The 17,432-nt window shown below is 66.9% G+C and carries 19 protein-coding genes; 13 read left to right on the top strand and 6 right to left on the bottom strand.

Features of this window, described 5'->3' with window-relative positions:
• Positions 1-57 precede the first annotated feature (57 nt).
• Together NFR93_RS03610 and cmtR are read right to left on the bottom strand one after the other, a co-directional pair.
• Positions 58-762: a cation diffusion facilitator family transporter gene (locus tag NFR93_RS03610; RefSeq protein ID WP_373695451.1), complete on the bottom strand. Its 705-nt coding sequence runs from the start codon at positions 760-762 to the stop codon at positions 58-60.
• Positions 711-1,064 carry a Cd(II)/Pb(II)-sensing metalloregulatory transcriptional regulator CmtR gene (cmtR, locus tag NFR93_RS03605; RefSeq protein WP_183498603.1) on the bottom strand — a complete coding sequence of 118 codons (354 nt, stop codon included), beginning with the start codon at positions 1,062-1,064 and terminating at the stop codon, positions 711-713. The genes NFR93_RS03610 and cmtR overlap by 52 nt, the downstream gene beginning before the upstream one ends.
• A 228-nt stretch (positions 1,065-1,292) precedes the next feature.
• Between cmtR and NFR93_RS03600 the strand changes: the two genes are divergently transcribed.
• The 11 genes from NFR93_RS03600 (at position 1,293) to NFR93_RS03550 (ending at position 10,814) form a co-directional block, all read left to right on the top strand.
• Positions 1,293-1,697: a four-helix bundle copper-binding protein gene (locus NFR93_RS03600; RefSeq protein ID WP_251450077.1), complete on the top strand. Its 405-nt coding sequence runs from the start codon at positions 1,293-1,295 to the stop codon at positions 1,695-1,697.
• Between the two features lie 33 nt (positions 1,698-1,730).
• On the top strand, positions 1,731-2,348 hold the full coding sequence (locus tag NFR93_RS03595; RefSeq protein ID WP_206686734.1) for a DUF305 domain-containing protein: 618 nt from the start codon (positions 1,731-1,733) through the stop codon (positions 2,346-2,348).
• Between the two features lie 127 nt (positions 2,349-2,475).
• Positions 2,476-2,757 (top strand): metal-sensitive transcriptional regulator, encoded by a 282-nt coding sequence (locus NFR93_RS03590; protein ID WP_028495388.1) that lies wholly within the window; start codon positions 2,476-2,478, stop codon positions 2,755-2,757.
• A gap of 31 nt (positions 2,758-2,788) precedes the next feature.
• A complete protein-coding gene (locus NFR93_RS03585; RefSeq protein WP_183498605.1) occupies positions 2,789-3,115 on the top strand; it encodes a heavy-metal-associated domain-containing protein in 327 nt (108 codons plus the stop codon).
• Entirely contained in the window at positions 3,112-5,385 is a 2,274-nt protein-coding gene (locus NFR93_RS03580) for a heavy metal translocating P-type ATPase (RefSeq protein ID WP_183498606.1), read from the top strand. The genes NFR93_RS03585 and NFR93_RS03580 overlap by 4 nt, the downstream gene beginning before the upstream one ends.
• Positions 5,386-5,456: 71 nt before the next feature.
• Positions 5,457-5,873, top strand: a complete 417-nt coding sequence (locus tag NFR93_RS03575; protein WP_206686735.1) for a DUF6153 family protein — start codon at positions 5,457-5,459, stop codon at positions 5,871-5,873.
• A gap of 89 nt (positions 5,874-5,962) precedes the next feature.
• Positions 5,963-6,547, top strand: coding sequence for a DUF305 domain-containing protein (locus NFR93_RS03570; RefSeq protein WP_183498607.1), 585 nt, complete (start codon positions 5,963-5,965; stop codon positions 6,545-6,547).
• Positions 6,548-6,603: 56 nt separating this feature from the next.
• Positions 6,604-7,485: a WD40/YVTN/BNR-like repeat-containing protein gene (locus tag NFR93_RS03565; RefSeq protein WP_183498608.1), complete on the top strand. Its 882-nt coding sequence runs from the start codon at positions 6,604-6,606 to the stop codon at positions 7,483-7,485.
• Between the two features lie 34 nt (positions 7,486-7,519).
• The gene (locus tag NFR93_RS03560; protein WP_251450075.1) at positions 7,520-10,030 is read left to right on the top strand and encodes a heavy metal translocating P-type ATPase; all 2,511 of its coding nucleotides are present in this window, start codon (positions 7,520-7,522) and stop codon (positions 10,028-10,030) included.
• A 36-nt stretch (positions 10,031-10,066) separates the two neighbouring features.
• On the top strand, positions 10,067-10,252 hold the full coding sequence (locus NFR93_RS03555; RefSeq protein WP_251450073.1) for a YHS domain-containing protein: 186 nt from the start codon (positions 10,067-10,069) through the stop codon (positions 10,250-10,252).
• A 316-nt stretch (positions 10,253-10,568) separates the two neighbouring features.
• Entirely contained in the window at positions 10,569-10,814 is a 246-nt protein-coding gene (locus NFR93_RS03550) for an SHOCT domain-containing protein (RefSeq protein WP_251450071.1), read from the top strand.
• 165 nt (positions 10,815-10,979) lie between these two features.
• Here the strand turns inward: NFR93_RS03550 and NFR93_RS03545 are convergent, their stop codons facing one another.
• The gene (locus NFR93_RS03545; RefSeq protein ID WP_251451580.1) at positions 10,980-11,549 is read right to left on the bottom strand and encodes a hypothetical protein; all 570 of its coding nucleotides are present in this window, start codon (positions 11,547-11,549) and stop codon (positions 10,980-10,982) included.
• Between NFR93_RS03545 and NFR93_RS03540 the strand changes: the two genes are divergently transcribed.
• Positions 11,451-13,931, top strand: a complete 2,481-nt coding sequence (locus NFR93_RS03540) for an AAA family ATPase (RefSeq protein WP_251451467.1) — start codon at positions 11,451-11,453, stop codon at positions 13,929-13,931. The genes NFR93_RS03545 and NFR93_RS03540 overlap by 99 nt on opposite strands.
• Here NFR93_RS03540 and NFR93_RS03535 read toward each other — a convergent pair.
• Positions 13,928-15,172, bottom strand: coding sequence for an IS256 family transposase (locus NFR93_RS03535; RefSeq protein WP_251450069.1), 1,245 nt, complete (start codon positions 15,170-15,172; stop codon positions 13,928-13,930). The genes NFR93_RS03540 and NFR93_RS03535 overlap by 4 nt on opposite strands.
• A 279-nt stretch (positions 15,173-15,451) precedes the next feature.
• Entirely contained in the window at positions 15,452-15,631 is a 180-nt protein-coding gene (locus tag NFR93_RS03530; RefSeq protein WP_241748168.1) for a helix-turn-helix domain-containing protein, read from the bottom strand.
• 120 nt (positions 15,632-15,751) lie between these two features.
• On the opposite strand from NFR93_RS03530, the gene NFR93_RS03525 reads away from it, so the two are divergent.
• Positions 15,752-16,384, top strand: coding sequence for a hypothetical protein (locus NFR93_RS03525; protein ID WP_206686736.1), 633 nt, complete (start codon positions 15,752-15,754; stop codon positions 16,382-16,384).
• Positions 16,385-16,660: 276 nt separating this feature from the next.
• Here NFR93_RS03525 and NFR93_RS03520 read toward each other — a convergent pair whose 3' ends face one another.
• Positions 16,661-17,335: a cupredoxin domain-containing protein gene (locus NFR93_RS03520; RefSeq protein ID WP_251450067.1), complete on the bottom strand. Its 675-nt coding sequence runs from the start codon at positions 17,333-17,335 to the stop codon at positions 16,661-16,663.
• Positions 17,336-17,432: the final 97 nt, after the last annotated feature.

Genomic DNA, 17,432 nt, shown 5'->3' with positions numbered 1-17,432 from the left:
CGGAGTCAGGCCATCGTGGTGAGCGCGAGTCGCTGCGCGCGGGCGAGAATCGCGGGATTACGCGGATCCTCGGCCATCCTCTTTCATCTCACTGAGGACCTCGAAGGGAGACTCGATGTCTCCGCGCCACGCTTCGATGCCTTCACGGACGGCGAGGGCTGCGACGACGAGCGCGGCGACAGAGTCGGCCCACCACCATCCGAGAAGGCTGTTCAGAATCAGACCGATGAATACGGCGCCGGAGAGGTAGACACAGAGCAGTAGCTGCTTCGCGTCGGCGAGCACGCTCTTGGATCCGAGTTCTCGACCTGTGCGCGTTTCGTACCAGGCGAGCGCTGGCATCACCAGCAGGCTCAACGCGGTGATCCCGAGGCCGAGCGGACTGTGCTCGGGGGCGTCTCTCGAGACGAGGCTCAGGATCGCGTCGATGGTGACGTAGCCCGCGAGGGCGAAGAACGCGAGCCCGATCGCGCGAACCGTGGCCTTCTCCCACCGCTCCGGATCCTTCCGGGTGAACTGCCACGCCACCGCGACGGCCGAGAGCACTTCGACGACAGAGTCCAAACCGAACCCGATGAGAGCGGCAGAAGAGGCGAGCACACCCGCCCAGATCGCGATGACCGCCTCGAGCACGTTGTAGGTGATCGTGAAAGCGACGATGAACCGCACACGGCGATGCAGCCGCTCCCGTCGCTCAGGCGTGAGCGTCGTCACGGTGCGACCTCGCAGCAGCCGGGAACCGTGCAGGATGCGTCCACGCACGGCGCGCTCTCATCGACCGCCAGGGTGACATCCACGAGAGCGGTGAGCGCGACGGCCAGATGGCCATCAGCAATCTCGTAGCGAGTTTGACGCCCCTCGGGCTCGGCGATCACGATGCCGCAGTCGCGAAGGCAGGTGAGGTGGTTGGAGACATTAGACCGGGATAGTTCCAGTTCGCGAGCGAGTACAGCCGGATAGCTCGGGCCGCCGAGCAGGGTCATCAGAATCCGCGATCGTGTCGGGTCGGCCATTGCCCGTCCCAGTCGATTCATGACATCCAGGCGATTCGCGATAGTCAGCACTCGATGACTATACAGTGCTTACTGTACCGACGGCGGATCTTCGCCAGGGGCCCAAACGAGCACACGCATGGCGCCCATCTCAGCCGCGAGGTTGCGCCGGTGACACAACCCCGCGGCCGTCGCTTATTGCGGGTTACCGTACCCCGGTGGAGTATGCAAGGCCCTTACTGTGCGCGTTGCGAGCGGCTTACGTTACCGGCGTTCAAACCCCTTCGAAAGGAGACGGCCATGACGGTCACCGAGGTCATGCTGCGCACCTACCCGAAGAGTCTCGGGAATGTTGATGAGAGGGCGCTGGCGCGTTGTATCGACGCGTGTGTGGAGTGCGCGCAGGCCTGCACTGCGTGCGCGGACGCTTGCTTGAGCGAGGAGATGGTCGCGGAGCTGACGAAGTGCATTCGCACCAATCTGGACTGCGCCGACCTGTGCGCGGTCACGGCGCGTGTGCTGTCACGGCACACCGGGTACGACGCGAACATCACCCGAGCGGCCGTGGAAGCGTGCCGATCGGCATGTAGAGCATGCGCAGACGAGTGCGAGCGTCACGCAGACATGCACGAGCACTGCCGTGTGTGCGCGGAGTCATGCCGACGCTGCGAGCAGGCCTGTGAGGAACTGCTGCGCAGCCTGTAGAGAGTCAGATCGAGCAAAGAAAGGACGCCTCTGATGTCGAAAACCGATAACGATCAGCACACCTCAGATCACCAACACTCGGAAGACGACAAGCCCCGCACGTCGGCTGCGATGTACCTGCGATTCGCGGCGATGATCCTCACTGCCATGGTCGTCATGTACTGGGTCATGTTCGTCGGCTCATGGGAGTGGAGCCACATCCGGTTCAGTCAGAGCCGGGTGTTCATGACCGTCACCATGGGCGGCGCCATGGTGCTCGTGATGATCGCCTGGATGCTGAACATGTACAAGAACACCAAGGCGAACATCGCCATCGTCGGCGTCGGAATCCTCCTGATCGCCGGAGGCGTGTTTCTGGATCGCAGCCAGATCACCGTCGGCGACACCGCGTTCATGAATGGGATGATCCCGCACCACTCCCTCGCCATCACGCGGTCCGAGCGCGCACAGATACAAGACGTGCGCGTCTGCGAGCTGGCCGTCGAGATCATCGAGGCGCAGAAACGGGAGATCCTCCTGATGGACTGGCTTATCGACGACATTCAAACCAACGGGCCGGCAACCACTCCGGAAGAGGCGGCCTCGCGAGCCGCGCCAACCTTCTCGGGAGAAGCAGACCGAAGCTGCGCGAACGAGACCACCACCGAGTAGTTCTGGACTGTCCGCCGCCGGACGCGCGGAGCCTTCCCGCTGGCAGGCGAGCGTGAGACTTTCCTCGCCCCCCGCGCGCTGAGCGCGACAACGCCATATATACCCTAGGGGGGTATAGTATGGAGTCATGAACGGTTATGCGGGAAACAAAGATGATCTGCTGAAGCGGCTGAGCCGGGCTGAGGGGCAGGTGCGCGGCATCGCGCGAATGGTCGACAACGACAAGTACTGCATCGACATCCTCACCCAGGTGTCGGCGGCGACGAGCGCGCTGGAGACGGTCGCGTTGTCGCTGCTGGCGGATCATCTGTCCCACTGCGTCGCTGAGGCTGCAGCTGAAGGCGGCCCGGTAGCCGAAGAGAAGATCCGAGAAGCGAACGAGGCGATCGCTCGCCTTGTCCGCTCCTGACCCCTACCCCTGAACCGAAAGGACACACATCATGACCACGAACGAGCGCACCGACCTGGGCCTGACCGACTCCGCCGCCGGATGCAGCTGCTGCGCCACGGCATCCGTCCCCGACACGCAGCCCGCCGCATCCACGATCACCGAAGAGGTGCTGGTTGAGGGGATGACCTGCTCGCACTGCGTGATGAGCGTCACCGAGGAGATCTCCGCGATCGACGGTGTCGACAACGTCTCGGTCGACCTGAACGCCGGCGGCACCTCACGGGTCACGATCCACAGCGCCGCGCCGATCGATGCCGCACGCGTGCGAGCCGCGGTGGAGGAGGCGGGGTACGCCCTCGCCGGCACACCCGCATGAGCACCGTCGATGTGGACCTCGAGATCTCGGGGATGACCTGCGCATCCTGCGCGACCCGGATCGAGCGCAAGCTCAACAAGATCCCGGGTGTGGAGGCGACGGTCAATTACGCGACCGAGAAGGCGCGCGTGCACGCCGACGGGGTGGAGACGGCGCAGCTGATCGCGGCGGTCGAATCCGCCGGCTACTCCGCGACGCTTCCCGCCCCCGTCATCGATGAGTTCACAACGGCCGCAACACCCCCCGACGACGTCGAGCTGGTGTCCCTGCGACGCCGGCTGCTGATCAGCACGGCCCTGGCCGTGCCGGTCGCGCTCATGTCGATGATCCCGGTGCTGCAGTTCACCTACTGGCAGTGGCTCGCGCTGACCCTGACCGCGCCGGTCGCGGTGTGGGGCGCCTGGCCGTTCCACCGCGCAGCGTTCGTGAACGCCCGCCACGGCGCCGCCACGATGGACACCCTGATCAGCGTTGGCGTGATCGCCGCTTTCGGCTGGTCGTTGTACGCGCTGTTCTTCGGGATGGCGGGGATGCCGGGCATGCACATGACCTTCACCCTCTTCGGCAGCCCGGAAGCGGGAAGCGGGGAGATCTACCTGGAAGTCGCCGCCCTCGTCACGGTGTTCATCCTGGCCGGCCGGTACGCCGAAGCCCGGGCGAAGAAGTCCTCCTCCGAGGCGTTGCGCGCCCTGCTCGAACTCGGCGCCAAGGACGCCACGCGCCTCGTCGGCGGGGTGGAGCAGCGTGTTCCGGTCGCACAGCTTGCCGTCGGGGACCGGGTGCTGGTGCGCCCCGGCGAGAAGATCCCCTCGGACGGGCTCGTCGTCGACGGCGCCTCGGCGATCGACGCCAGCATGCTGACCGGCGAATCCGTGCCGGTCGAGGTCACCGTCGGATCCCGCGTCGTGGGCGCCACCGTGAACGTTGGCGGACGCCTGATCGTCGAGATCACGAGGGTCGGGGCGGACACGGAGCTGGCGCGGATGCAGCGGCTGATGGATGACGCTCAGACCGGCAAGGCGCGCGTGCAGCGTCTCGCCGACCGGGTCTCGGCCGTGTTCGTTCCGATCGTGATCCTCCTGGCCATCGTCGCTTTCGTCGGGTGGATGCTGGTCGGTGGGTCCGTCGAGGTCGCGTTCACTGCTGCGGTGGCGACGCTGATCATCGCCTGCCCGTGCGCGCTGGGCTTGGCCACTCCGACCGCGCTGCTGGTCGGCACCGGACGCGGGTCACAGCTGGGCATCCTCATTCGTGGGCCGCAGGTGCTTGAGCAGACCCGTCAGGTCGACACGATCGTGCTGGACAAGACCGGAACCATCACCCAGGGCGCGATGACCGTCACCACCGTCTCGGCGGCGCCCGGCGTTACCGATGACGAGTTGCTGCGGATCGCCGCCGGCGCGGAGTGGGGATCCGAACACCCCGTGGCGCGGGCCATCGCGAGCGCTCATGGTGGCGCGGCACCGGTGGCGGAGTCGTTCGCGTCGCACGCCGGGTTCGGCGTCCAGGCCGTTCTGGAAGGCTCGCTCGTCGTGGCTGGACGCCCGGAGTGGGTGCAGGACCAGTGGTCCGTTCATCTGCCGATCCGTTTCCGCGGTGAGGCTGAGGTGTTGGAGGCTGCTGGGGGCACGGTGATCGCGGTCGCCCGCGACGGGGACTTCCTCGGCATCGTCGCGGTCTCCGACACCGTCAAGCCCACCAGCGCGGACGCGATCGCCCGATTCCGCGCCCTGGGCCTGCGTCCCGTGCTGCTCACGGGCGACAACGCCGGCGCCGCCGAGCACATCGCGGGTCTGGTCGGCATCGATGAGGTTCGGGCTGGGGTCACCCCCGCAGGAAAGCTCGACGCCATCCGGCAGCTGCAATCCTCGGGGCGTGTGGTGGCCATGGTCGGCGACGGTGTGAACGATGCCGCCGCCCTCGCCGCGGCCGACCTCGGCATCGCGATGGGCGGCGGGACGGACGCCGCCATCGCCGCCAGCGACGTAACCATCGCCTCCGGCGATCTCCTGGTTGTCGCGGATGCGATCCGACTGTCGCGCCGGACGCTGGGCACCATCAAGGGCAACCTGTTCTGGGCGTTCGCGTACAACATCGCCGCGATCCCGATCGCGATGCTCGGCCTGCTCAACCCCCTGGTTGCCGCCGCAGCGATGGCCCTGTCGTCGGTGTTTGTGGTGACCAACAGCCTCCGCCTGCGACGGTTCCGCCCAGCGCCGGCGCCGACGGTACCGACCGCACCCGTGGCGCGGGAACCGCAGCACGTTTGAGACCTGGCGGCTGGCGGTTCCATGCCGGCCGCCAGGGACGATTACCCTGAAGGGGAGGAGGTGAGTTCTCGATGATCACTCTCGCGCAGCATCTGCGTCGCGGCCCTTCCGGGCTGGGTCACTCTGTGCTGTTGCTCATCGCCCTCACCGCCGCGCTCATCATCGGGCTGCTCGCCATGCACGCGCTGGCCGCCCCGACAGGCCACGCCGAGCCTGCCGCCGCCGTGTCCGTGCAGGAAGCCGGCGCCGCCCACGGCCACGATGCGCCACCGGCTGACGACGGTTGCCCCGACTGCGGTGGGCATGAAGCCATGCTCGCGATGGCGTGCGTCCTTGCCCTCCTGGTCGTATCGCTGCTTTTCCTCCTGCCCCGCGCTGGCGTCAGCTGGGGTGTCGTGTTCGGCCGCGCCGGACCCCTCATGGTCGCCGGCCGGGCAGCGCTGTCCCGACCACCCTCTCTTCTCGTTCTCTGCATCAGTCGTACGTGATGGCAGCTCGCTGACCCGTCAGGGCAGCCGAGCTTTCGCGCGCGATCACACCGATCGTGCGCGCCACACAGACGACTGAGGAGAACCACATGAAGAACCGTGCCGCGGCGACCGCCGCGATCACCCTGACCGCCCTGCTCGCCCTCGCCGGCTGCGCCGGCACCACCGGCAGCGGCGGGATGCCCAACATGCCCGGAATGGGCTCGTCGGCGTCTCCCGCTGCCGACGTGAACAACGCCGACATGCAGTTCACGATGATGATGATTCCCCATCACGAACAAGCCGTTGAGATGGCCGACATGATCCTCGGCAAGGACGGCATCGACGAGCGCGTCAGCACCCTGGCGGAGCAGATCAAGGCCGCCCAAGGCCCGGAGATCGAGCTGATGGAGTCCTGGCTCGATGACTGGGGCACCCCGATGGGGGACATGGGCGGCATGGACCACGGGATGATGTCCGACACCGACATGCAAGCCCTCGAGGACGCCAGTGGTGTGGAGGCGTCCCGCCTCTTCCTGGAGCAGATGATCGTCCACCATCAGGGCGCGATCGACATGGCGCAGACCGAGGTCGAGAACGGCCAGAACGCCGACGTGATCGCCCTCGCAGAGGCCATCATCGCCTCACAGACCACCGAGATCACCACGATGGAGGACATTCTCGCGACACTCTGACCGTCAGGGGCCGGCCGTACCCGACGGCCGGCCCCTGACCCAGGGAGACCGCCACCATGAAGACACATACACGCACTCTCGCCGCTTTTGGCCTCGCCACCACGGTTGTCCTGACCGCCGCCGCATGCGCGGCTGTACCCGAGAATGAGACCTCGCTCGATCTCATCCCGCACGTCCACGACGTCGCTTTCGACCCGGACGGGGCGGTGCTGGTCGGCGCACACACCGGTGTCTACCGGGTCGACCCGACGACGGACGACACCTCCCTGGTCGGGAAGACCACCTTCGATGCGATGGGACTGACCGTCCACGCGGACACCATCCTCGCGTCCGGCCACCCTGACCCGGCCAACCAGGACCACACCTTCACTGCCCCCAACGTGGGCCTGGTCCGCTACAGCGACGCCGGCTGGGAACAGGTGTCGCTGGCAGGCGTCACCGACTTCCACCTTCTCGCCGCCACCCCCGCCGCCCCCGACTTCCTCCTCGGGCTTCCGTCCGACCGGGCGGTCCTCGCGGCGAGCAGTGATGCCGGGCAGACCTGGGAGGACCTTGGCCCGCTGACGGCACGTGACATCAGCATCGACCCGATGAAAGCCGATGTGGTCACTGCCACCACTCCGGAGGGTCTGGTGGTCAGCCGCGACGGCGGCATCACCTTCACCGCGGTCGCCAACGCCCCGGCGCTTCTGGTGATCACGGCCGACCCGACAGCGGAGGAGGGCATCATCGGGGTCGATGCGGACGGCACGATCTGGACCGGAAGCACGACCGAGGGGGCCGTCTGGAAGACCGCCGGGCACGCCACCGGCGCCGCTTCGGCAATCGCGGCCAGCTTCGACGGAGCTGTCGCCATCGCTGACGAGGGCGGAGTGCGCATAACCACCGACGCCGGAAACACCTGGCGGACTGTCATCAGGACGGACGCTTCACAATGAACCCACGTCCGCCGATCACCGAGAAGAGAAGACCATGAGCAACGCGACGCGAACCGTGGTGTTGGAAGTCGAGGGGTTGTCCTGGGCGTCCTCCAAGGCCACGGTCGAGGCCACCCTGCTGCGGCAGGCGGGTGTCACTGATGTCGAGGCGAACCCGGTCTCCCAGACCGCGAACGTGACCTACAACCCGGAGCTGACCTCACAGGATCAGCTGCGGCAGTGGATCATCGAGTGCGGCTACCACTGCGCCGGGCAGTCCGTCCCCGAGCACATCTGCGATCCCGCCGACGACCCCACCCGGCCGGCGCACACCGACCACCGCCCGCCCCTGACCGAACCACACGTGCCGGCGCCCGGCGATGCACGGCCCCTGGGCCCGGCGAGCCCGGCTCACGATCACGCCGCGATGACCAGCCCCGCACCTGTAGGCGGCGAGACCCCCGCGAGCCAGGGCCCACACCAAGCTCCGGATCACGGCGGCCACGAGATGGCCGACCGCAGCATGCAGGATGTGATGGGGCACGGCGGAAGCCACGCGGGAATGTCCATGGCGTCGATGATCCGCGATATGCGCAACCGTTTCATCGTGGCCGCCGTGCTGTCCGTGCCGATCATCTTGTGGTCCCCGATCGGCCGGGAGGTGCTGGGGTTCACCGTTCCCGCACCGTTCGGGCTGCGCGATGACGTTTTCTCGCTGATCCTCTCGCTGCCGGTGATCTTCTACTCCGCCTGGATCTTCTTCGATGGTGCTTTCCGCGCGCTCCGAGCCCGGACCCTGGACATGATGGTGCTGGTCGCGGTCGGTGTCGGCACCGGCTGGCTGTACAGCGTGGCGGTCACCCTCACCGGCGGCGGTGAAGTGTTCTATGAGGCAGCCACCGTGCTTGCCGCCTTCGTTCTGCTCGGCCACTGGGTGGAGATGCGCGCCCGCGGCGGGGCGAACGACGCGATTCGCACCCTGCTCGAGCTCGCCCCTCCCCGCGCCGTCGTGCTCCGCGACGGCGAAGAGGTCGAGGTGCCCACCGCCGACGTCGTCCCCGGCGATCTCATGCTGGTGCGACCCGGCGCGAAGATCCCGACCGACGGCACCGTCGAAGAAGGCGACTCGGAGATCGACGAATCGATGGTGACCGGAGAGAGCCTGCCGGTCCTCAAGACGCCCGGCTCCGAGGTGATCGGGGCCACCGTCAACACCACCGGGACCCTCCGGGTGCGGGCCACCAAGGTCGGCGCCGACACCGCCCTCGCGCAGATCGTCGCCCTCGTTCAGGAAGCGCAGAACTCCAAGGCCCCCGGGCAACGCCTCGCCGACCGTGCCGCGTTCTGGCTGGTCCTGGTCGCCCTGATCGGCGGCACGGTCACCTTCCTGGCCTGGTGGCTCACCGGCGCGCCGGTGCCCACGGCGATCCTGTTCGCCATCACCGTCGTGGTGATCACCTGCCCCGACGCGCTCGGCCTGGCCACACCGACTGCGATCATGGTCGGCACCGGACTCGGCGCCAAACGCGGCGTGCTGTTCAAGAACGCCAGCGCCCTGGAATCCGCTGCCCATATCGATATGGTCGTCCTCGACAAGACCGGCACTCTGACCAAGGGCGAACCCGAAGTCACGGACTACCTGCCGATCGACATGAACGACATCGAACTGCTCTCCCTCGCGGCCGCAGCGGAACGCGAATCTGAGCATCCGCTCGCCAGGGCGGTCGTCGCCTACGCCGACGCCCGCAACATCCCCCGACGCACCGCCAGCGCATTCCGGAACGTGACCGGGCTCGGCGCGGTCGCCACCGTCGACGGCCACCGCGTGGTGATGGGCAACACCCGTTTGATGGCCGACGAGGGCATCGACATCAGCCCCATCGAGGCAGCCCTCCACGGACTGGCCTCCACCGGCCGCACCGCCATCGCATTCGCGGTGGACGGCGAGGCAGCGGGGGTGATCGCGCTGGCGGACGCGCCGCGAGAAACCGCCGCCGCAGCGGTCACGGCCCTGCACGAGGCTGGCATCGAGGTCGTCATGCTCACCGGCGACAACGAACCCACGGCAAAGCGGATCGCTTCCCTGTTGGGCATCGACACCGTGATCGCCGAAGTCCTCCCCGAGGACAAGTCCGCACGGATCGCCGAGCTGCAACGCGCGGGCAAGAAGGTTGCCATGGTCGGCGACGGCGTGAACGACGCCCCCGCCCTCGCTCAAGCAGACCTGGGCATCGCCATCGGCGCAGGAACCGATGTGGCCATCGAGACTGCTGATGTCGTTCTGATGCGCTCCGACCCGCTCGACGTCGCGATCGCGCTGCGGATCGGAAAAGGCACCGTTCGCAAGATGCGACAGAACCTCGGCTGGGCCATCGGCTACAACGCCGTTGCCCTCCCGATCGCCGCCGGCGTGTTCGTCTCCTCGCTGGGGATCATGCTCAGCCCGGAGATCGCCGCCATCTCCATGTCCGGCTCCAGCGTCATCGTCGCCGTCAACGCGCTCCTGCTCAAGAGGCTGCGCCTGCCCTCACCTCCCGCTCCCGCTCCCGCTCCCGCAGCATCCTGACGGTCCCCTGCCTGACCCCAACCCGAGGAGAATCCCATGACACACCACACCGACGACACGACCGACAACACAGTATTAGTCACTGACCCGATCTGCGGAATGCCGATCGACCCCGCCACAGCCGCCACAACCCGAGAGCACGGCGGCACCACGTTCTACTTCTGCTCAATCGGATGCGCCAAGGCTTTCGACGCCGATCCCCACCGATACGGACACCCGTGAGCTATCGCCGAGACCGAGGAACCGTCCACCGTCAGGCTGGCTGGGAGCTCGTGTCCGGATGGTGCCTGAATCGCTGTTTTCGTTAGCATCCATCGCGAAGAGGCCGCACACGCGCCTCGCATGTCTTTACGTCGATCACCCACGACACGCGGTTTCGGAGCCGTCGACTTGGCAATCATCAATGTCCCCGGGAAGGTTCATGAGAAGTATGCCGTGCTTTGCACCGCGGGTCGTTCGACCTATAGGGACGCTCAAGCTTCAGCGCAAGCTGGAGTCACGGATCGGCCAGGCAGGCGGATAGAAGGGCGGTCAGCTCATGATGTACGGAAACGGCTTCGGGTGGGGCTGGATGTGGTTCGGCGGCGTGATGTTGCTGCTCAGCTTGGCGGCAGTCATCATCTTGATCGTCCGCACCGCAGCTTCAGGTTCGTCTCCGCGTGGGGGACAGGTTCCGTCGGCGCCGAACACAGCGCGTCAGATCGCCGAGGAACGCCTTGCGCGCGGCGAGATCACCCCAGACGAATTTCGACAGGTCGTGCGGGCGCTCGAAGAACGCACCTGAGCACGGTCCCGTCCGACGGGTCAGCCGGGGTGCAGTTGGAGCGTTCGACGCAATAGGACCCTCGTTCTGTCTGCGGGTCGTGGCGAGCAAGCCCATAGTCGTTCAGCGCCATTCGAGACCGCGGGGAGACTCGAGCGTCGGCGACACGCGAATCGAAACTTCGCCTCAAGAGATCGCCCTGGTCGCCATGCGGCCTCGATCGAGCAGCGCAACACAACGCACAACCCGGCGGCTGCCACCGACAGCGTCGGAGCCGAAACGGTCCAAGTCCGGAACACCGATGAACAGCAATGCACGCAGGCACCCATCGCGGTGGGGCGCCTGATCGGTACCATTTAGGCGCATCCCGCCACAGGTTCCTTCAAGGCGTAAAAAGTCCTGGCCAAACGTAAAAACCAGCCCTACTCTGACTGCATGCGAGGTGGCCTTGAGCGGTGGAAGCGTGGGGTTGAGTCCCGAGGGGTACGACACGCGATTGCGTACGCGCTCGAGGGGACCTGTGACGCTCATCTCCAGCACGCGTCCGGTGGTGATGCGCTCGAAGCGTATGGTCTGGCATCGGACTCGACTGTTGCGCGTTTCGTCGTCGACCACGGCCGCATCTCCGCCGACGAACTCACTGCCGGCGGGCTTCGTGTGTGGATCACGGGCCACGACCCTGTCAGTGGTGAGGAGCGCGGCCGGCAACGGCTGAGCGCTGACGCCGACCTCTTGCTGGACGGCACGCTCAATCACCCGAAGTCGTACAGCATCGCTGCGTTGCTGCATCCGGAACTCGCGACCGAGTTTGAGGCGCTGCAGGACCGGCTGCGGGATCAAATCCTGCTGACCTGGCAGCGCGAGCTGAACGCGCGCCGTGGTCACGGTGGGCTGATCCGAGAGGACATCACCCGCATCGAGGTCGTCGAGCTGCAGCATCGTCGCTCACGGGCGCTGGACCCGCACGCTCACCGTCATATGTGGTTGAACATCAAGGTCCTCGGTGAGGACGGCAAGTGGTCGAACGTCGACTCACGCGTCGCGATGAAGCTGCACACGGTGATCAATGCCGAAGGCGATCTCGCTGCCCGCACTGACCCGCAGTGGATGGCCGCCCTCGCGCGCCACGGATTCACTCTCGATGACGACGGAGAGGTGGCGCAGCTCGCCGGAGCGGTACGGCCCTTCTCGCGTCGGTCAGCGCAAATCGAGCGGAACCGAGCGAGGCTGGTTGCGGTATGGACCGCCGAGCACGACGGTGCGCGCCCCAGCATCCGGGTTCTGACGCAGATTGACCGTCGAGCGTGGGCGATGTCGCGCCCGAACAAGCCGGCCCACCTGGACGAGCAGTCCTGGGAGGCAACGGTCCGCGACGAGCTGGAGGTTATCGAGCCAGCACTCACCCGCGATCGGTCTCCGATCGCGCACACCGCGACGCCGACGGACGCGCTGGACCTAGATCTGCTGTCGGATGCTGCGGTCGTAGACGCCGACGCGCGGTCGACCCGTTCTGGCGGCCGGTTCAGCTCGTTCGATCTTCGTGCCGGCGCCATTCGCGCCCTCTCGCGCAGCGGCGTGATCGCGCCGCGCGACACGTTGACCGCGACGATCGACGAGATCTCCGAACGAGCGCATCGCAAGTCCGTGCGCCTCGCTGGGGGCGCGGACATTCCCGGTCACGTGAAGGCGTACATGGCGACCGAGACGATGCGCCTGAAGATCCGTCTCTCAGGGCGCCTCGATGCTCTCGCCTCACCCGGCCGCTCACTCCTGCCGACCGAGCTAGGTCGTGCCGCAGCATCCATCGAGGACATCGACACCCTGGATGCCTCGCAGCTCGCAGCAGCGGGCGCGATCGCGGGGAGGGGTGGGCTGGTGGCGGTCACCGGGCCGGCTGGCGCGGGCAAGACCACGATGTTGCGCGTCGCATACGCGGGACTGGCAGGACAGCGGCGACGGATGCTGGTGGTCGCGCCGACCCGGAAGGCGGCATCGGTCGCATCGCGCGAAGTCGGTGCCGCGGCCTCGAGCCTGCACGCGCTGCTCGCCGACCACGGCTACCGCTGGCACACTGACTCCGCCGGAGCCCAAGTCTGGGCGCGTCTGTCCCGCGGCGAGGCGGACCCGACGACGGGGGTTGTCTACGACGGGCCAGCCAGATTCGTCCTCCGGAGGGGCGATCGGATCGTGGTGGACGAGGCCGGCATGGTCGACCTGCAGACTGCGGCCGCGCTTGTCGATCTCGCCCTCGAGCACGGTGTCGGCGTGGCGATGGTGGGAGACCCGAACCAGGCACTCCCGGTCGGGCATGCAGGAGCGATGGCATCCGCGGTGCGCTACGCGACAGCATCCGTCGAACTCGACACCGTGCACCGGTTCAGCGATCCCGAGTACGCCGCGCTCACGCTGCGCGTCCGCAACCCCCGCGACCGCGACGACGCACTCCAAGTCGCGGGGGAGTTGCTCGAACACGGGCACGTGCAGCGGGTGGCCAGCGCGGAGGAAGCACGCGACGCAATGGTCGCGGCCTACTTCGATTGGCACGCCCGCAGCAAGCGCGTTGCGCTGGTCGCCGGTACCAATGATGAGGCGGACGCGATCAACGACGCCATCCAGCAACGACGGGTCAATGACGGTGAGCTGGATCCCACGACGCTGGCGCTGGGGATGGGGGAGCAGCACATCCTGGTTGGCGACATCGTGCAGACCCGCCGCAATGATCCGCGCACCGGGGTTGAGAATCGTGCGCAATGGGTGGTGCGCAACATTTGGGATGCAAGCATTGACCTCGCCTCGGTCGGTGACAGTGGTGAGATTCGCCGGGTGAGCCGCGAATACGCGCTCGATCACCTGCAACTTGCGTACGCGTCGACGGTGCATGGCATTCAAGGCGAGACGACGGATGCCGCAGTGGTGGGGCCGGATGTCGACGCGGCCGGCCTCTACGTCGGCCTGACGCGCGGGCGGCACCAGAACGTGGCCGTCACGATCGCCCGGACCGACCAGGATGCGATCGGCAACATCGGCGCGACGATGATGCGCGGCACGACCGAGCTGACGATCCAGGACGCGATGCGCGCGGGGTCAAGCCCCGGGAAGTGGTGTAGCTCTGGTTCCTTCGAGCTGTTGATGCGTTAGGCGCTGAGCTCGAGGACGATGTCGGTGCCCACCTCGCTTCCGGTGTCGGGGATCAGGGTGAGCCGGGACTTGGCGAGGATGTCGAGGCCGAGGTACCGGCGGCCTTCGGCCCATTCGTCGGTCTGCTCGGCGAGCACGGCGCCGACGAGGCGGATGATCGCGTCCCGGTTCGGGAAGATGCCGACCGAGTCGGTGCGGCGGCGGATCTCCCGGTTGAGGCGCTCGTTCGGATTGTTGGACCAGATCTGCTGCCAGAGCCCTTCGGGGAACCCGGTGAACGCGAGGATGTCGGCCCGGGCGGCATCGAGGTGCTCGAACGCGTCGGGCAGCTTCTGGTCGACGTAGTCCAGCAGCCGGTCGAACTGCGCGTGCACGGCGGCGTCGGGCTGGTCGTAGACGGAGTGCAGCATCGCTTTCACCGCCGGCCACATCGTCTTCGGAGTCACGGACATCAGGTTCGCGGCGTAATGGGTTCTGCACCTTTGCCAGACCGCGCCGGGCAGGTTCGCCGCGATCGCTTCCACCAGGCCTGGGTGCGCGTCGGAGGTGACCAGGCGCACCCCGCCCAGGCCGCGGGCGACGAGGTCGGCGAAGAAGCTGTTCCATGCCGCCCCGGTCTCGCTGGTCGCGACCCGCAGGCCGAGGACCTCACGGCGGCCGTCGGCGTTGACGCCGGTCGCGATCAGCACCACTGCGTTGATGACGCGGCCGCCCTCACGGACCTTCATCGTCAGCGCGTCGGCGGCGACGAACGTGAACGGCCCTGCGTCGCCGAGCGGCCGGTGCCGGAACTGGTCGACGTGCTCGTCGAGCTCCGCCGCCATCCGGGACACCTGCGACTTCGACAGCGAGTGGATCCCGAGGGTCTTCACCAGCTTGTCCATCCGGCGGGTCGAGACCCCGGCGAGATAGCAGTCCGCGACCACGGTGATCAGCGCGGTCTCGGCGCGTTTGCGGCGCTCCAGCAGCCACTCCGGGAAGTACGTGCCCTGCCGCAGCTTCGGGATCTGAACGTCGATCGTGCCGACCCGGGTATCCAGATCCCGATGCCGGTAGCCGTTACGTTGCGCGGTCCGGTCGGCGGAGCGCTGGCCCCATTCCGCGCCGACCACGGCATCCGCGTCGGCGGACAGCAGCGCGTTGATCATGGTCTGCAGCAGGCTGCGCATCAGATCCGGCGACGCGTCCACGAGGGCTTCGCCAAGCAGGCCGGCAGGGTCGACAATATGAGGTGCGGTCATCGTGAAGATGCCTTTCGAGTGGGTTGTAGGAGATTCCTCGAAGGGACTACACGGTGACCGCGCCCACGTCTACGACGAGACCGGCCACCGCGAACTACACCACGTTAAGGGGCACTACCGCGCGCGGCAGACGCCGAGCTGCGGCGAGCGGCACGCGCGCGATCACTCGAGGCGTCGACACCATGGGTTACGCCGAACTCTTCTGCCTCGCGCGGCGGGCTGTCGCTCTGAGGGCCCTCTCCTGGTCCGTGATCCAGAAACGTCAGGAGCAACTCGTGATCAGGCGTCGACGCCGAACACGCGCAGGAGTGCGGCGCGCGGGATCATTCGCCGCAGCCCCAGTTGGACCGACGGAATAGTCCCGTTCTCCATGCCCAACTTGATCGTGCGGTAGTCGACGCCTACGAGCTTCGCGGCATCCTTCATCGTCAGAGCCAGACAATCCGATGAGCGATTCATGGCCTTCCTCACGTTTGAGCCAACAGCGTCAGTCTCCCTTCGACGCAAAGTACCACAGATGTGAGCCAAGATCGACAGTCATCTTCGCGAATTCTCCGGCGGAGTGGAATAGTGGGTTCCATGGCGGAGCTGCAGACGTACGACATCGGTGACGAGCGGATCGATCTCGGGAGCGGAGTGAGCGTGCCGCGATCGTGGCACGCACGCGTATCGGGCGAAAAGGATGTCCCTGGCACGATCACGGTACGCGTGGAGTGGGATGCAGCACTCGGTCGCTCCGCTGTCGCATTCGCCGCCCTCGAGCGCGAGGGGGGAGGCGTCGACATCACGAGCCAGGTGCTGCGTGAAGTCCGCACGCACTGGATCATGACGAATTCAGCACTCGATGTGGTCACAGTGGATGTCGGCGAGAGCCAGCCCATCGGTGCCCGAGTGTTCCTCGCTCGCCAACTCGCTCGGGAAGGACGCGAGCAAAGAGACTCCATCCTCGACGCGATCGCGATCTACCGCGTCGCGACCGCTCTCAGCTACCCTCCGCTCAAGCTCGTCTCCGACACTCTGAAGATCAGTCAGAGCACTGCGACGCGCTTCATGAGTCGCGCGCGCGATATCGGCCTTGCGCCGGAGGTCCGAATCCAGGAGCCCCGGCGAGCACCAACCGTCGACCGGTACTTCCCCGGTGCCGGACCGTACGACCCCAGCCGGCCACACAGTGGACCCTCCAGTCCCGGCGGACCATCAATCGGCCTATGACGCAAGAGTCGTCCCTTGGGCCGTCGTGTGACATCCCAGATGTTATCGAGATGGGGCGGTAACTTGGCGTTTGCCCACATTTTGCCCACATTTGAAACCGACATGTGTCGATACACAGGTGCAAGAATCCGCATAAAAACAACAGTTCTCGTCCGCGCAAACATGCGGATGTGGCCCGAAAACGCTCTCTCACGGCGGTAACGCGGGTTCGAATCCCGCTGGGGTCACCAACCAGAAGAGCCGGTCCACAGGACCGGCTCTTCTGTCTTCCTCGGGTCAGTTCGCGATGCCGCCGCACAGGACCGGCACGGTCGCCTCGAGCGGGATCCCGGCGCCGAGCGAGGACGACCGGCTGGCGAACGGGTCGTCGGCGTTGAAGGCGTACATGCCGTTGCCGTCGAAGTCGATGCCGTGGACGATCACCTGCACCGTGTCGGCGTTGGCGTACCCTTCGGGGCTCGAGAGCGTGCGCTGGTAGTACAGGTACCCGTCGGCGTCCGCCGTCGCGTACCGGTCGAGGGCGAGCGCGGACGCCGGGGTGACGTCGCCCGTGCTGGTGAGCGAGGTGAGGATGCCGCCGTAGAAGGGCACGCCGTCCAGAACGGTCACAACGCCGTCCTCTCCGGCCTGGGCGGGCCCGGGGCAGCCCTGATCGAGGCTGGGGCCGTCGACGCCGTGGAGGTGCATGGCGTGGGGCAGGTTGGGGGATAGGCCCCACGCCTCGACCGTCACCTGCAGCTTGCCGTTCGGAAGCGCCTTCACCCGCGTCGTTCCGGAGGCATCGCCCCCGGGCACCGCGGCGGGCTGGATCGAGGCGAGTCCGTAGGTGTAGCTGCCGACCTTCGGCGACGGGTTGTCGTCATGCGCTGCGGACGCGCCCCCGGCGGCCCCGAGGACCATCGCTGCCACCAGCGCCGTGCCGGCGGCCATTCCCCATGTCTTCTTCAACATCGCGTACTCCTTCGTACAGAGCGACCTCGGCCGACGGCGGTCGTCGTCTGGGTGACCGGGTGCCACGCTCTCTTCGGAGCCGTGCGACTTTCGGATG

Source organism: Microbacterium sp. Marseille-Q6648 (assembly GCF_943181415.1).
Lineage (GTDB): Bacteria > Actinomycetota > Actinomycetes > Actinomycetales > Microbacteriaceae > Microbacterium.
The sequence above is the reverse complement of the archived record's forward strand: the minus strand, read 5'-3'. Positions and strand labels throughout refer to the sequence as shown.

Coding starts and splice junctions, on each gene's coding strand:
- NFR93_RS03600 (WP_251450077.1), top strand. CDS start 1,293: ATGACGGTCACCGAGGTCATGCTGCGCACCTACCCGAAGAGTCTCGGG.
- NFR93_RS03595 (WP_206686734.1), top strand. CDS start 1,731: ATGTCGAAAACCGATAACGATCAGCACACCTCAGATCACCAACACTCG.
- NFR93_RS03590 (WP_028495388.1), top strand. CDS start 2,476: ATGAACGGTTATGCGGGAAACAAAGATGATCTGCTGAAGCGGCTGAGC.
- NFR93_RS03585 (WP_183498605.1), top strand. CDS start 2,789: ATGACCACGAACGAGCGCACCGACCTGGGCCTGACCGACTCCGCCGCC.
- NFR93_RS03580 (WP_183498606.1), top strand. CDS start 3,112: ATGAGCACCGTCGATGTGGACCTCGAGATCTCGGGGATGACCTGCGCA.
- NFR93_RS03575 (WP_206686735.1), top strand. CDS start 5,457: ATGATCACTCTCGCGCAGCATCTGCGTCGCGGCCCTTCCGGGCTGGGT.
- NFR93_RS03570 (WP_183498607.1), top strand. CDS start 5,963: ATGAAGAACCGTGCCGCGGCGACCGCCGCGATCACCCTGACCGCCCTG.
- NFR93_RS03565 (WP_183498608.1), top strand. CDS start 6,604: ATGAAGACACATACACGCACTCTCGCCGCTTTTGGCCTCGCCACCACG.
- NFR93_RS03560 (WP_251450075.1), top strand. CDS start 7,520: ATGAGCAACGCGACGCGAACCGTGGTGTTGGAAGTCGAGGGGTTGTCC.
- NFR93_RS03555 (WP_251450073.1), top strand. CDS start 10,067: ATGACACACCACACCGACGACACGACCGACAACACAGTATTAGTCACT.
- NFR93_RS03550 (WP_251450071.1), top strand. CDS start 10,569: ATGATGTACGGAAACGGCTTCGGGTGGGGCTGGATGTGGTTCGGCGGC.
- NFR93_RS03535 (WP_251450069.1), bottom strand. CDS start 15,172: ATGACCGCACCTCATATTGTCGACCCTGCCGGCCTGCTTGGCGAAGCC.
- NFR93_RS03530 (WP_241748168.1), bottom strand. CDS start 15,631: ATGAATCGCTCATCGGATTGTCTGGCTCTGACGATGAAGGATGCCGCG.
- NFR93_RS03525 (WP_206686736.1), top strand. CDS start 15,752: ATGGCGGAGCTGCAGACGTACGACATCGGTGACGAGCGGATCGATCTC.
- NFR93_RS03520 (WP_251450067.1), bottom strand. CDS start 17,335: ATGTTGAAGAAGACATGGGGAATGGCCGCCGGCACGGCGCTGGTGGCA.